A 14988-nucleotide genomic window follows, 5' to 3' on the forward strand; every position below is an offset into this window, starting at 1 on the left:
ATGATTATTTATTCAATACGTCGATTACTTTTATTACTTGTGACACTGTTCTTTTTGTCGCTAGTGAGCTTTAGCCTAAGCTATTACACGCCCAATGGCCCATTAAGTGGTGCATCATTAATGGATGCCTACGTCTTTTATGCTCACAACATGATTCATTTTGATTTTGGTATCTCCTCCATTAATGGTGAGCCAATTAAAGTACAACTGATTGAAGCGCTCCCAGCCACAATGGAACTCTGTACATTGGCTTTTCTTTTTGCCCTTCTTGTGGGGATCCCTGCGGGTATTATTGCGGGTGTTTGGCGAAATAAATCCGCTGATATTATTATTAGTAACTTTGCGCTATTAGGCTTTTCTGTGCCTGTATTTGGACTTGCCTTATTATTAACACTTTTCTTTTCACTAAAACTCGGTTGGCTTCCTGTCTCTGGTCGTATTGATCTACTTTATAATTTACAGTCTATTACGGGTATTGCATTCGTTGATGCTTGGTTATCAGACTCACCTTATCGCCAGCAAATGATAGTTAACGTGTTACAACATCTGATTTTACCTGTAACAACACTGGCTATCGCCCCTACGACCGAAGTTATTCGATTAATGCGTAACAGTACAGAAGAAATTATGTCAGAGAACTATGTGAAAGCCGCCGCAACTCGAGGCCTCTCACGTTTTACAATTATTCGTCGTCATATTCTCCATAATGCTTTACCCCCAATCATCCCTAAATTAGGCTTACAATTCTCTACCATGCTAACCCTTACGATGGTGACAGAAATTGTATTTAACTGGCCTGGACTGGGTCGCTGGTTAGTAACAGCAATCCGCCAACAAGATTACTCTGCGATTTCTGCGGGTGTAATGTTAGTGGGTTCAATGGTTATTATTGTGAATGTGTTATCCGATATTGTGGGTGCAATGAGCAACCCAATGAAACACAAGGTGGGATATGCCTTTAGATAGCCAATTTTATAAAGAGAAAAAAACACCCACACCGGCAGCAGTGATTTGGCAATGTTTTTCTAAAGACGTTATCTCAATGGTAGGGTTTTACGGTGTACTTTTTCTCTTAATCTTGAGTGTTATTGGTCCCTATATTGCGCCTTATGCTCTTGATCAACAATTTTTCGGTCACCAGTTAACACCACCATCTTGGTATCAAAATGGGAATGTTTCCTATTTTTTTGGTACTGATGACTTGGGGCGTGATGTCTTTAGTCGGATTTTAATTGGGACAAGCATGACCTTTGGGGGGGCGTTTATCGTCACCTTTGCAGCAACATTAATGGGCTTAATTATTGGCTGCGTTGCCGGAATGACACATGGCTTAAAATCTGCCATTCTCAATCATATTTTAGACACTTTATTATCGATTCCCTCATTGCTACTGGCTATTATTGTCGTGGCGTTTGTAGGAACAAGCCTTGGTCATGCCATGATAGCAATTTGGCTGGCATTACTACCCCGTTTAGTTAGGATGATTTATTCTGCAGTCAATGATGAATTAAATAAAGAGTATGTCATTGCCTCTCGGCTTGATGGCGCATCCAATATTTCTATTTTATGGTATACCGTACTGCCTAATATTACGCCGGTATTGGTTTCTGAATTAACGCGGGCTTTCTCGATTGCTATTCTTGATATTACTGCCTTAGGTTTTCTCAATTTAGGCGCTCAGCTTCCTTCACCTGAATGGGGAGCCATGTTAGGCGATTCACTCGAACTTATTTATGTCGCCCCATGGACAGTGTTAATTCCAGGCGCAACAATTATGATAAGTGTTTTATTGGTGAACCTACTCGGTGATGGTTTACAGCGTGCCATAAATGAGGGAGTTGAATAATGCCTTTATTAGATATACGCAATTTAACCATTGAATTTATGACACCCGATGGCCCAGTTAAAGCCGTCGATCGTGTTTCGATCACCTTAAATGAAGGTGAAGTGAGAGGCCTTGTTGGTGAGTCAGGATCAGGTAAAAGTTTAATTGCAAAAGCCATTTGTGGTGTCACTAAAGATAATATTAGTGTAACAGCCGATCGCTTCCGATTTGATGATATTGATTTACTTAAATTATCGCCAAGAGCGCGACGTCGTGTTATTGGCCATAATATCTCAATGATTTTCCAAGAACCTCAATCTTGCCTTGATCCTGCTACAAAAATCGAACAACAACTGATTCAAGCTATTCCTGGTTGGACATATAAAGGACATTGGTGGCAACGCTTTCATTGGCGAAAACGTCGTGCAATTGAATTGTTACACCGTGTAGGTATTAAAGATCACAAAGATATTATGCGCAGTTATCCTTATGAATTAACAGAAGGTGAATGCCAAAAAGTGATGATTGCCATCGCTATTGCCAATCAACCTCGATTATTGATTGCGGATGAACCCACTAACGCGATGGAGCCTGCAACACAAACACAAATATTTCGCTTACTGACTCGTCTTAATCAAAATAATAATATGACCATTCTTTTGATTAGCCATGATTTACAATGGATAAGTAAATTAGCCAATAAAATTACCGTTATGTATTGTGGTCAAACCGTTGAGACTGCCCCACCTGATGAATTACTCGTGACACCTTATCATCCTTATACTCAAGCATTAATTCGCTCTATTCCTGATTTCACTAACTCATTGGTACATAAAAGCCGTTTAAATACATTACCCGGCGCCATTCCCTCTCTTGAACATTTGCCTGTTGGCTGTCGTTTAGGCCCTCGTTGTCCTTATGCTCAACGCCAATGTATTGAAGCCCCTCGATTACGTTTATTTAAAACCCATGCTGTGGCGTGTCACTTCCCGTTAAATGTGGAGCCAACTGATGTTCGATAAACTGCTTGAGGTAAAAAATCTATCAAAAACATTTCGCTATCGCACTGGATTATTTCGACGCCAGCAATTAGAAGCCGTAAAACCAGTTAGCTTTACACTTGAACCTAAGCAAACATTAGCCATTATTGGCGCTAATGGTTCAGGAAAATCAACATTGGCAAGAATGTTATCGGGGGTAACAGAACCTACAGGCGGTGATATCTTTATTAATGGGCATCAACTTACATTTGGTGATTACCCTTATCGTAGTCAACGAATTAGAATGATATTTCAAGATCCCACTAACTCTTTAAATCCTCGCCAGCGTATAGGGCAAACATTAGATATTCCTTTACGCCTTAATACCGAATTAAGTGCCATAGAACGTGAAAAGCGAATTTATCAAACGTTACGTCAAGTTGGCCTTTTGCCCGAACATGCTAATTACTATCCTCATATGTTTGCATCGGGTCAGCGTCAACGGATTGCGCTTGCAAGAGCCTTAATTTTACAACCTCAAGTGATTATTGCTGATGAGGCAATAGCATCATTAGATATGTCATTACGATCACAAATTATAAATTTAATGTTAGAACTGCAAGAGACGCATGACATTGCCTATATTTATGTGACACAAAACTTAGGTATGACCAAACATATTAGCGATAAAATTATTGTGATGGATAATGGTGAAGTGGTTGAACGAGGTAATACGGCAGAAGTGCTTGCCTCACCTTTACATGAAGTCACTCGTCGATTAGTTGCAAGCCATTTTGGTGAAGCCCTAACAGCAGAAGCTTGGCGCCAAGATTTGCCTTAAGTGTAAACAATATAAGTATTATGTTAATTGCACATTATTTCACCCTTTTTCCTTAACTCCTCGGAGGTGCTAGGGAAATTAAACAAATTTACAAATGTCGTGGTAGAATCAGCCACGTTTATTAACAATAAGCGTGATAACCGAACAGATAAATAAAACTGTGAATGATGTTATTATCGCGATTTACGAAAAAACAAGGATACAGCTATGGGCTTTATGACCGGCAAACGCATTCTTATTACTGGTGTTGCTAGTAAATTATCAATTGCTTATGGTATTGCCAAAGCTATGCGTGACCAAGGTGCAGAACTTGCATTTACATACCAAAATGAAAAACTGAAACCACGCGTTGAAGAATTTGCAGCATCATTAGGCTCAAATATCGTATTAGAATGTGATGTGTCAAAAGATGAAAGCATCGATATCATGTATGCAGAACTTGCAAAAGTTTGGCCTAAATACGATGGTTTTGTTCACTCTATCGGTTTTGCTCCTGCTGACCAATTAGATGGCGACTATGTTAATGCTGTCACTCGTGAAGGCTTTAAAATTGCTCACGACATTAGTGCGTACAGCTTTGTTGCGATGGCTAAAGCAAGCCGTGAAATGCTAAATCCAAACTCTGCGCTATTAACATTGACTTATTTAGGTGCAGAACGTGCCATCCCTAACTATAACGTGATGGGTCTGGCTAAAGCATCTTTAGAAGCTAACGTTCGTTACATGGCAAACGCGATGGGTCCTGAAGGCATTCGTGTTAACGGCATTTCTGCAGGTCCAATCCGCACATTAGCGGCATCTGGTATCAAAGATTTCCGTAAAATGTTAAGCCATTGCGAATCAGTAACCCCTCTACGTCGCACTGTAACAACTGAAGATGTAGGTAATACTGCTGCATTCTTATGCTCTGATTTATCAGGCGGTATTACAGGTGAAATCATTCACGTAGATGGTGGCTTTAGTATCGCTGCAATGAATGAATTAGAACTGAAATAATTCTGTTTACACATAATAAAAGCCAGCCCCCAGAATGAAGGTTGGCTTTTTTATTATCACAAAATACAATTATTTTTTCATTTCATATGACATTTTTTAGTTTATTCCTATAATCTTTTCTTTTGTTAAAGATAAAATAGTGACATATTAATAAAAGGATTTAATGTATGAAGAAATTTAAATTCCTGTTTTATATCTTTGCTATTATTGGTGTGATTATTTTTATTGTCGCTTTATTTGTATTCAAATCAGAATTAAATTTAGTAAGAAATGGAACAGAAACAACGGGTGTTGTTATTGACCTGAGCATGAGTAAGTCTTCTGATAACGGAAGTATTTATCACCCTATTATTAAATTTAATACCGAAGATAATAGAGAAATCATATTTCGCTCACCAGAGGGGAGTAGCCACTCTCGCTATCATCTTGGTGAAAACATTAGTATTATTTATCTACCTAATGATCCACAAAAAGCAACAATTAATAACTTTCTAGGCTTATATGGTGCAGGGACTATCTTAAGTGTTTTTGGATTCGTATTTGCCTCAACAGGGTTTATCCCTTTGTATTTTATCAGAAGAAGAGCATCAAGAAATCAACGATTGAAACGTGATGGTATGCCTATTAATGTAAAAATATCTGAAATTATTATTAATAATAATCTTCGGATTAATCACCGTTCACCTTATCAAATTATTGCAGATTATCATGACACATTAAACAATCGTTTAATTCGTTATAAAAGTGGTTATCTTTTTTTTGATCCTACTCCTTATATTAATAGAGAGTTCGTTACAGTCTATGTTGATAAAAGAAAACCCGAAATTTATTATCTTGATATTTCATTCCTACCCTCATTTGAAGAATTGTAATTAGATACTCTTTATATATTATAAATATAAGGAGTATCTAATTCTGTAATTAACAGCCTTGTTCACAGATTTACAAAAGCCTTTTTTATTCGCATCATTTGAGTTTGCTAATTTCTTAGAACCTCTTATTATCTTAAGTTAATGAAGATAATTTTTGACCTCTGTAAATCATTATCACCACTTTATTGATAGGGAGCTATTCAATATGAAATTGTACTACACACCGGGTAGTTGCTCACTTTCCCCTCATATCGTCTTACGTGAAACAGGCCTAGATTTTTCTATTGAGCGTATCGATTTACGTGCTAAAAAAACAGAATCAGGTAAAGATTTCCTAACTATCAACCCCAAAGGACAAGTTCCTGTTCTTCAATTAGATAATGGTGATATTTTGACGGAAGGTGTTGCAATTGTTCAATACCTTGCAGATTTAAAACCTGATAGAAACTTAATTGCCCCTCCAAAAACATTAGAACGTTACCATCAAATTGAGTGGTTGAACTTTCTTGCGAGCGAAGTGCATAAAGGTTATAGCCCGTTATTTTCACCTGATACACCTGAAAGCTATCTGCCTGTAGTTAAAACTAAATTAAAAAGTAAGTTTGCTTATATTGATGATGTATTGAGCAAACATAAATGTGCATGTGGTGAACATTTTACGGTGATTGATGCTTATTTATTTACATTAAGCCAATGGGCACCTCATGTTGGTTTAGATTTAACTGATTTAACACACTTACAGAACTACCTAAAACACATTGCACAACGACCTAATGTACACAGCGCGCTAGTCACTGAAGGATTAATTAAAGAGTAATCATTGATCCTTTTAAATTTAAATAGCTCAAGTAAAATCAATTTACCTGAGCTATTCTCTTTTAAACGTACAGACAATAAATGTGGTTATCTAAAGTAAAACATTTTTATATCTATATCTAAAAAGTCATTAAGCCATAGCGAGTTAATACATAAATGGAATTAAAATACATTGTAAAAATGGATAAAAAACATACACATTTTTTGTTAAAAGCGATCGAAACAGTGAAATACAGTGAAATACAGTGATATTACTCACGCGAGAAGCGTTGAAATAGAAAACCCTTATATTGAGTTTGAAGACAAAATTCACACTCAAAATGGACAATCGTTTTATACGATCCACTTCTACCAATAAGAAATAACTCAAAATAATTGGATGAATGCAACAGCAGGTAATTCAGGTAGGATTAATGTTGATTTAGATATTAATACCTGTGAAGTGATCCGCGTTTATGGTGAGCGATAGTGATGAATGAATTTAGCCAACTTTTTGTTAAACAAGGTTTTATCAAAATCAATAATATTAATGTTTACCAATCATCTAACTTCTTTATCAAATCAGTAAATATACAGAGAAAAACAACAGGTGATAAATATTTTATTAACTTAGGTGTTTCTCCTATTATTCCTAATCTATCCCCCTTTTCTCATAAAGAAATCGATGCATTTATTCGTTTTAGGATCCATTCTGAAGGCGGTTTTAGCATCGATACAATCCATGATTATCATTTTATAGAAACACTATTTAAAACAAAGATAACTGATTTTTTTGATCATTTTTTATCGATTGATGATGTATTTTCACCTATAACACCAATCATGATAGAAAAGGCCCTTTTACCTACTTATTTAACACAGACAATAACCCAAGTTTCCTTAAGTCATATTTGTGCCAAATATTGGTTAGCGAAAAATGATATTGATAAGGCTAAAGCATTTGCTCATTATGGATTAAGTAAAATAAGATTGGGTGGTGGAATAAAAAAAGTACTCAGGGAAATTACGTTACTGGAATAATAGGATATTGATTTCAAAAATATAGAAAACTTACTAAAAACGGAAACGATTAAGCCTCCGTTCTTATTTCAATTAAATGTATTTTATTGCAATTAATCTATCTGTGTTGCACAGAATCTATGTGTTGGGTGTACCATTTGATCTTGAGCTGCAACGAGTTGCAGTTCGTACTCATTCATTTCTTTAGTTTTTAACATTACTTCATAAACCGCTGCCGCAACATGTTCTAATGCCGTTTGTAACTCTATACCTTTGAGTAAATCCACCAGCATTAAACCACTGGTTAAATCACCAACACCTACAGGTTGGCGCTCACCAAAATCAACCAATGGGCGACTTACATGCCAACTATGTTCTGCAGTGACTAGCAACATTTCAAATCGATCATGACGATAACCTGCACGAGATAAATGTTTAACCAACACAATTTTAGGGCCTCGTTGGCACAATTCGCGTGCGGCATTCACACATTCATCAACATTATGTAAAGCCTTTCCACCCGCTAAAGTTTCAAGTTCTAATAAATTAGGTGCAATAATGTCACTAATAGGGAGAGATTCTTCACACAGCACGCCAGACACTTCAGGCGGCACAATACAACCTTTCTCAGGATGTCCCATTACCGGATCACAAAAATACCATGCGTTAGGATTAGCTTGTTTCACTTTTTTGACGATATCAACAATACGCAAGCCCTGCTCAGCCGATCCTAAATAACCACTTAACACGGCATCGCACTGTGAGAGTTTGCCGATGGCGGCAATACCGTCAACAATGTCAGTGATGTGTTCTGCTGACATGACACAGCCTGTCCATTTTTCTGGATATTGTGTGTGGTTTGAAAATTGAACGGTATTTAAAGGCCAGACATTTACTCCCATGCGGCGCATAGGAAATTCAGAGGCACTGTTACCAGCATGACCGAAAACAACGTGAGATTGAATAGAGAGTATATTTTTCATGACATAAACCGATTATTGTGAATACACACAACACCCAAGCTTTATCATCATAGGCGAGGTATATACGTTTATTTATTATTATTAAGAAAAAGGGCAACTCATTAGCTGCCCTTTACTGTCAATTATTTCCAGATAACGAGGCAGTAGTGTTTTTTACCACGACGTAAAATGGAGTAATGACCAAATAAGAAATCTTTTTCTTCAAAGACATACTCAGGGTTGTCTTGTTTTTCGCCATTAATTGAAACAGCGTTAGAGCCGATCATTGTACGAGCCTGACCACGAGAAGGTACTAATTCTGCGTTAACCAATGCTTGTTGCAAATCACTGTCTTTTTCTAGCTCAATTGTTGGCATACCATCTTGTGCTAATTGTTCAAGGTCAGCTTGAGTTAAATCTGCAATCGCACCAGAGAATAAGCTTTCTGTAATGCGTTTAGCCGCAACTAAACCTTCTTCACCATGAACTAAGCGCGTTACAAGTTCAGCTAATACACGTTGAGCACGAGGTGCTTGACCGCTATTTTTGTCTTCATCTTCAAGAGCATTAATTTCATCTATACTCATAAAGGTGAAGAATTTTAAGAAGCGATAAACATCAGCATCTGCTGTATTAATCCAGAATTGGTAGAATTTGTATGGGCTTGTTTTCTTAGGATCTAACCAAACCGCACCACCTTCTGTTTTACCGAATTTGGTTCCATCAGATTTAGTAATTAGAGGTACAGTCATACCAAATACTTGTTTCTGATTGAAACGACGAGTCAAATCGATACCTGAAGTAATATTACCCCACTGATCAGAGCCACCGATTTGTAATTCAACACCTAAATGCGTATTTAATGACGCGAAGTCATAAGCTTGTAATAGGTTATAGGCGAATTCAGTAAAAGAGATACCAACATCATCACGGTTTAAACGCTGTTTAACCGCTTCTTTGTTGATCATTTGGTTCACAGAGAAGTGTTTACCGATATCACGCAGGAATGTCAGCACATCCATTTGACCAAACCAGTCATAGTTGTTTGCTAATTCCGCACTGTTTTCACCACTGTCGAAATCTAAGAAAGGCGACACTTGCTTACGAATTTTAGCGACCCACTCGTGAACAGTATCTTGGGTATTCAGTTTGCGCTCGGTGGCTTTAAAACTAGGATCTCCAATCAGACCCGTTGCACCACCCACCAACGCCACAGGCTTGTGCCCGGCTAGTTGGAATCGTTTTAAACACAGCAAAGGAACCAAATGCCCCAAGTGCAGGCTATCAGCGGTAGGATCGAAGCCACAATAGAGGGCGATAGGACCTTGCGCCAAACGCTCTACTAAAGCTGCCTCATCCGTGACCTGAGCAATTAGCCCACGCTCCTGCAATTGTGTGATTAGGTTCTTGCTAGACATCAATGACTCCATCGGTTTATTGTTTTTTGTCTATTTAAAATATAAGTGAAACACAAGTGGTATAGCATAAAGCGCCACTACGTTAAGTACCAGTAGAAAAAGACTTTTTTATGCAAATTTATCAGTACACCATTAAGGTGCTAATCGTTCGATATTCCATCCCTGTGGTGATTTTTGGTAGATAAAACGATCGTGTAGACGATTTTCTCGTCCTTGCCAAAATTCAACAGACTCAAAAGTCACACGATACCCCCCCCAAAAACTCGGTAATGGAATGTCTCCGTTTTGAAATTTTTGCTTTAATTCCATGAATTTACTTTCTAACACCCCTCTTGCTGAAATACGAGAAGACTGTTGAGAAGCCCACGCTGCAATTTGGCTATCTTTAGGGCGACTATGAAAATATTTCAATACTTCAATAGTAGAAAGTTTTTCCGCTTTCCCTAAAAAACAGACTTGTCTTTCTAAAGGATACCAAGGAAATAACAAGCTAACTTTTTGATTATGTTCTAAATGACTTGCTTTGCGACTGCCTAAGTTGGTGTAAAAAACCAACCCTTTTTCATCAAAATGCTTTAACAACACGATACGCTGATAGGGCTGCCCATTTTCATCAACAGTAGCAACACACATTGCAGTAGGATCACTCAATCGTGCCTCACAAGCCTGTTTTAGCCATTTTTCAAACAAAACTAATGGCTGCTCAGTTAATTCATGACGTCGTAATCCGCCGTTCATATATTCACGACGTAAATCTGCAACATCAATAAAATCAAGTTCTGTCATTTTTCACTCTCTCTTTTGAGAAACTGCATTCAGCATATCACGCTTAACGAGGATTTGTAGGGTAAATCGCCCCTAAAACAGTTTCTCTTGATGCCCCTGTTACAGAAGGTAAATTTCCAGATTCATTCGCGATTGTTCGAGCAGCTAACCAAGCAAATGCAAGGGCTTCCATATCATCGCCACTTAAACCATATTTGTCTGTTGGTGCCACTTCTGTACCGGGTAATAATGAGGCTAAACGATGCATAATTTGCCCATTTCTTGCCCCACCACCACAAACTAAAAGGCGTTCACATCCCCCACTTAATTGTATTTGTTGTACAATACTGATAGTGGTTAATTCGACTAAGGTTGCTTGTACATCTTCAGGGAAAACATTCGGTACTCTTGCAAGATGATAGTTTAACCATTGTGTATTGAAATATTCTCGCCCAGTACTTTTAGGCGCTGAACGTGAAAAATAAGGATCTGAAAGCATATCCTTTAATAAAAGAAGGTTTACTTTTCCTGTTGCAGCCCACTGTCCATTATCATCATAAGGTGTTTGGTTATGTATCCAATTCCAACTGTCCAACAACATATTACCAGGGCCTGTGTCATATCCTTTAACGGCAACACCTGGCAATAACAATGAAATATTAGCGATCCCCCCAACATTTAGAATAATACGTTTTTCAATGGGGTGTCCTAATACAGCAAGGTGAAACGCGGGTACTAACGGCGCGCCTTGTCCACCATAAGCAATATCTCGACGACGAAAATCACCAACAGTTGTAATTCCCGTTAATGCAGCTACACGATTATTATCACCAATTTGCATCGTAAAGGGCATATCACTTTCAGGCTCATGCCAAACTGTCTGTCCATGGCACCCTATCGCTGTAATATCGCTTGCACTGAGTTTTACTTTTGCAAGTAACTCTATAATCGCTTGAGCATAGAGCTCACCTAATTGAGCATCTAATAAGCCGATTTCATGCAAAGTAGTAGGTTGTCCTTGGCAAACAGCTAAAATGCGTTGGCGTAAAGGCTGCGGATAAGGCAGAAAGTGATTTGCTTGTTGTGCAACAAACTTATTACTGATTGCAGCTAATACAACATCAACACCATCTAAGCTTGTGCCAGACATCACGCCAATGTATCGCCCTGCTCTCATGTTCTTTTCCTTATAATCAAGATGATGCAAATTTTTAACATATAATGTTATATTCTCTTTTTTCAGAAATCTCTTCTGTTTTTACTGTCGGTCTTTACTATATAGTAAGCTATATATTATTAAAATCAGTGTGACACTCGCAAAAATAGTCTATAACTGATACTAAACAACATAGGTGTAATCTGAGCCATTTACCTCGGATTTTCTTTAGGAGTAATTATGTTTAAGCATTTACTTATTGGTCTTTTTACAATGACTGTTCTTACTGGTTGTGTGAATACAAGTTCACTATCAGGTGATACTTACACTGCAAGTCAGGCGAAACAAGCACAAAATATTACTTACGGTACCATTGTTTCTGTTCGTTCGGTTAATATTCAAGCTGGTAGTGATGAGAATATTTTAGGTGCTATTGGTGGTGCTGTTCTCGGCGGTATGTTAGGTAACACAATTGGTGGTGGTACTGGCCGTAACCTTGCAACGGCAGCAGGGGCAATTGCGGGTGGTATGGCAGGACAACAAGCACAAGGCGCATTAAACACCACGAAAGGTGTTCAAATTGAAGTACGTTTAGATAGCGGTAAAACTGTTGCTATCGTTCAAAAAGCAGATAACACAGTTTATAGCCAAGGTCAGCGTGTTGCCGTGATTGGTAACGGAAATAACTTGACAGTTTCTCCTCGTTAATAAATGACAAATAAATAACAAAAACAGGCAACTCAAACGTTGCCTGTTTATTATGACTTAACAATAACTAATTTAAAGAGAGATTTAATACATAACCTATCTATTTATTAACTTCATATAATAAATCACATCTCAATTATTATCACAATGGTAATTAATCTTTATTTAAACAGATTATATATTAAATTTGAAATTATTAGTCATTTAATCTATTTATATTTTTTTCTAATTTTTTAATCGTACTCATTAGTTTTTCAATTTCATCTCGTGGGATATCACCTAATATTTCTTGTCTCGTCTGTTCTATGACAGTATAAACCTCACTAATAAAAAACTCTGACTCTTTCGTTAATTTTATACGTTTTGCTCTACGATCATTTGTACAAGTATGCCGGCAGATTAATTTTTTTTCTTCCAGTTGATCTAATGTTCTCACTAAAGATGGCTGTTCTATTCCTATTGCTTTAGCCAATTGAATTTGTGACTGCTCGGGGGGTAATTGGCTAATATTATACAAGGTGACCCAATGGGTTTGGGTTAATTTTAATGGCTTGAGACGATGATCAATTAAAGCGCGCCATAATCGAACTAAACGCGATAAATCAGCTCCTAATGTTGATTCCACTTATCTCTCCTTAATTAGCATTTCAGTCAACTTATTACAAAAACTAGATATTCATTTTAAATACAATATTATCTATTCTTTTTAATTAAAAGATTACTTTTAATTACAATATAGTTATATATTCTATTTATTAGATAAGTAATTATTTTACAGGCTTAATTTAATCATATTCTTTCCAAGAGCGAAAGTTCATAAAGAATAACCTTGTTATAAAAACTAATCTATATTTTTTTACATAATAATAATTATTATTTCACGGATAATATCATCAAACAAAAAAACACCTTTATTATCATGCAATTATAAAAAATAACCTCTGAGAATGTTTTAAAATGACATGATTGTATTAATAAAGAAAAAATAATAAACCACCTAACTATAATAAATACCGAATATGAATTAAGTGAATAGCTAATTATTATTTTAATATTAAAAAATAAGTATAATTTTTAAAATAAAGTGAGTTGATTATTTTCTTTTTCTATTGAAGCTTCCCCTTTTTTTGACTTTCTTAAATAACGTTGCTGGCAAAGGCGTAATATATTCCGTTTATCTTGCTGACTCATTGTTGACCAATTAAACCGTTCTTGCCGATTCCGATAACACCCTATGCAATATCCTTGTGCGTTCATTTCACAACGTCCAATGCAAGGACTAGGAATATCAAAAATTTCTAATTGTTCTTGCATTTGATTTCCCCCCCCTATTGTTTGCTACTATAGAGTATAGTTAATAGAGATATTATCTGCACACTTCCCATTAAACTGTTAGTGACGTAGTAAAATTGAACTTTAGGGCTTGAACGCGTTATAGTACTGCGCCATCAGTTTATCTGTAGGGTTTAATCATTAAAAAAATACGTGAGGTTTATATGCGAGTACTTCATACCATGATCCGTGTAGGCGATTTACAACGCTCTATCGATTTTTATACCCAAGTTCTAGGTATGCAACTTCTACGCACTAGCGAAAATGAGGAATATAAATACTCGTTAGCTTTTGTTGGTTACGGGGATGAAAGCACAGGTGCGGTTATTGAGTTAACTTATAACTGGGGCGTAAACAGCTATGAAATGGGAACTGCTTTTGGGCATGTGGCATTGGGTGTTGATGATGTTGCAGCAACCTGTGAAGCCATTCGTCAGGCGGGTGGAAATGTTACCCGTGATGCAGGCCCTGTAAAAGGTGGTTCAACGGTCATTGCTTTTGTTGAAGATCCTGATGGGTATAAAATTGAACTCATCGAAAACAAAAGTGCAAGTCACGCACTAGGTAACTGATTTTTATTTAAGCCAGAAGGCATAATTTATTTATCTTTCTGGCTCTTGCTTATTATTAATTTCCGATACTCTATTCTCATCGGATAAGTACAACTTGATGCCTGATATAAATAATCCCAATAAACTTTGTAACCGTTTTCGAGGTTACTATCCTGTTGTCATTGATGTTGAAACAGGTGGATTTAATGCAAAAACAGACGGTTTACTTGAAATTGCTGCCATTACATTAAAAATGGATGAACAAGGCTGGTTAAAACCTGATAACACGCTACATTTTCACGTTGACCCCTTTGAAGGTGCTAACTTAGAACCTGCGGCCTTAGAATTTACAGGCATTGATCCAACAAACCCACTACGTGGTGCTGTCAGTGAATATGAAGCACTGCATGCTATTTTTAAAATGGTACGTAAGGGCATGAAAGACGCAGATTGTAATCGTGCGATTATTGTGGCTCATAATGCGAATTTTGATCATAGCTTTGTCATGACAGCAGCAGATCGTGCAGGATTAAAACGTAATCCATTTCACCCATTCGCCACCTTTGATACCGCAGCTTTAAGTGGTTTGGTGTTGGGGCAAACGATTTTAGCTAAAGCATGTATTACTGCGGGCATTCCTTTTGATAGTAAATTAGCTCATGGGGCGTTGTATGATACTAACCGCACATCATTGCTTTTTTGTGAGTTAGTTAATCGTTGGAAAAAACTCGGTGGATGGCCATTACCTACCCCCTAGAACATATCGT

17 protein-coding genes are annotated in these 14988 nt (G+C 37.1%); 11 read left to right on the top strand and 6 right to left on the bottom strand.

Annotated features, from left to right (window positions below):
* From sapB to INT39_RS02025, 8 genes are all read left to right on the top strand, one after another.
* Positions 1-966 (top strand): putrescine export ABC transporter permease SapB, encoded by a 966-nt coding sequence (sapB, locus tag INT39_RS01990; protein ID WP_193014557.1) that lies wholly within the window; start codon positions 1-3, stop codon positions 964-966.
* Positions 953-1846 carry a putrescine export ABC transporter permease SapC gene (sapC, locus tag INT39_RS01995; RefSeq protein WP_193014556.1) on the top strand — a complete coding sequence of 298 codons (894 nt, stop codon included), beginning with the start codon at positions 953-955 and terminating at the stop codon, positions 1844-1846. Before sapB ends, sapC begins: the two co-directional genes overlap by 14 nt.
* On the top strand, positions 1846-2847 hold the full coding sequence (gene sapD, locus INT39_RS02000) for a putrescine export ABC transporter ATP-binding protein SapD (protein WP_193014555.1): 1002 nt from the start codon (positions 1846-1848) through the stop codon (positions 2845-2847). The genes sapC and sapD overlap by 1 nt, the downstream gene beginning before the upstream one ends.
* Positions 2837-3646, top strand: a complete 810-nt coding sequence (gene sapF, locus INT39_RS02005) for a putrescine export ABC transporter ATP-binding protein SapF (RefSeq protein WP_193014554.1) — start codon at positions 2837-2839, stop codon at positions 3644-3646. The genes sapD and sapF overlap by 11 nt, the downstream gene beginning before the upstream one ends.
* Before the next feature lie 207 nt (positions 3647-3853).
* The gene (gene fabI / locus INT39_RS02010; protein WP_193014553.1) at positions 3854-4642 is read left to right on the top strand and encodes an enoyl-ACP reductase FabI; all 789 of its coding nucleotides are present in this window, start codon (positions 3854-3856) and stop codon (positions 4640-4642) included.
* 167 nt (positions 4643-4809) lie between these two features.
* Positions 4810-5514 (top strand): DUF3592 domain-containing protein, encoded by a 705-nt coding sequence (locus INT39_RS02015; protein ID WP_193014552.1) that lies wholly within the window; start codon positions 4810-4812, stop codon positions 5512-5514.
* 205 nt (positions 5515-5719) lie between these two features.
* The gene (gene gstA / locus INT39_RS02020) at positions 5720-6331 is read left to right on the top strand and encodes a glutathione transferase GstA (RefSeq protein WP_193014551.1); all 612 of its coding nucleotides are present in this window, start codon (positions 5720-5722) and stop codon (positions 6329-6331) included.
* A gap of 470 nt (positions 6332-6801) precedes the next feature.
* On the top strand, positions 6802-7350 hold the full coding sequence (locus tag INT39_RS02025; RefSeq protein WP_226893940.1) for a DUF4304 domain-containing protein: 549 nt from the start codon (positions 6802-6804) through the stop codon (positions 7348-7350).
* A gap of 92 nt (positions 7351-7442) precedes the next feature.
* Here INT39_RS02025 and pdxY read toward each other — a convergent pair whose 3' ends face one another.
* The 4 genes from pdxY to anmK all read right to left on the bottom strand — a co-directional run bounded on the left by pdxY (position 7443) and on the right by anmK (position 11651).
* Positions 7443-8312 carry a pyridoxal kinase PdxY gene (pdxY, locus tag INT39_RS02030; protein ID WP_193014549.1) on the bottom strand — a complete coding sequence of 290 codons (870 nt, stop codon included), beginning with the start codon at positions 8310-8312 and terminating at the stop codon, positions 7443-7445.
* Between the two features lie 122 nt (positions 8313-8434).
* Entirely contained in the window at positions 8435-9709 is a 1275-nt protein-coding gene (gene tyrS / locus INT39_RS02035; protein WP_193014548.1) for a tyrosine--tRNA ligase, read from the bottom strand.
* A gap of 132 nt (positions 9710-9841) precedes the next feature.
* Complete coding sequence (gene pdxH / locus INT39_RS02040; protein WP_193014547.1) at positions 9842-10495, bottom strand: pyridoxamine 5'-phosphate oxidase; 654 nt, start codon at positions 10493-10495, stop codon at positions 9842-9844.
* Between the two features lie 43 nt (positions 10496-10538).
* Positions 10539-11651, bottom strand: a complete 1113-nt coding sequence (anmK, locus tag INT39_RS02045; protein WP_193014546.1) for an anhydro-N-acetylmuramic acid kinase — start codon at positions 11649-11651, stop codon at positions 10539-10541.
* 219 nt (positions 11652-11870) lie between these two features.
* Here anmK and INT39_RS02050 point away from each other — a divergent pair, with 219 nt between their 5' ends.
* On the top strand, positions 11871-12338 hold the full coding sequence (locus tag INT39_RS02050; RefSeq protein WP_193014545.1) for a glycine zipper 2TM domain-containing protein: 468 nt from the start codon (positions 11871-11873) through the stop codon (positions 12336-12338).
* 196 nt (positions 12339-12534) lie between these two features.
* Here INT39_RS02050 and slyA read toward each other — a convergent pair whose 3' ends face one another.
* Both slyA and INT39_RS02060 read right to left on the bottom strand, forming a co-directional pair.
* Positions 12535-12963: a transcriptional regulator SlyA gene (slyA, locus tag INT39_RS02055; protein WP_193014544.1), complete on the bottom strand. Its 429-nt coding sequence runs from the start codon at positions 12961-12963 to the stop codon at positions 12535-12537.
* A 449-nt stretch (positions 12964-13412) separates the two neighbouring features.
* Positions 13413-13652 (bottom strand): DUF1289 domain-containing protein, encoded by a 240-nt coding sequence (locus tag INT39_RS02060; protein ID WP_193014543.1) that lies wholly within the window; start codon positions 13650-13652, stop codon positions 13413-13415.
* 182 nt (positions 13653-13834) lie between these two features.
* Between INT39_RS02060 and gloA the strand changes: the two genes are divergently transcribed.
* Together gloA and rnt are read left to right on the top strand one after the other, a co-directional pair.
* On the top strand, positions 13835-14242 hold the full coding sequence (gene gloA, locus INT39_RS02065; RefSeq protein WP_193014542.1) for a lactoylglutathione lyase: 408 nt from the start codon (positions 13835-13837) through the stop codon (positions 14240-14242).
* 97 nt (positions 14243-14339) lie between these two features.
* Positions 14340-14978 carry a ribonuclease T gene (gene rnt / locus INT39_RS02070; protein WP_193014541.1) on the top strand — a complete coding sequence of 213 codons (639 nt, stop codon included), beginning with the start codon at positions 14340-14342 and terminating at the stop codon, positions 14976-14978.
* Positions 14979-14988: the final 10 nt, after the last annotated feature.

The sequence above is a fragment of the Pseudomonas sp. FME51 genome (assembly GCF_014897305.1).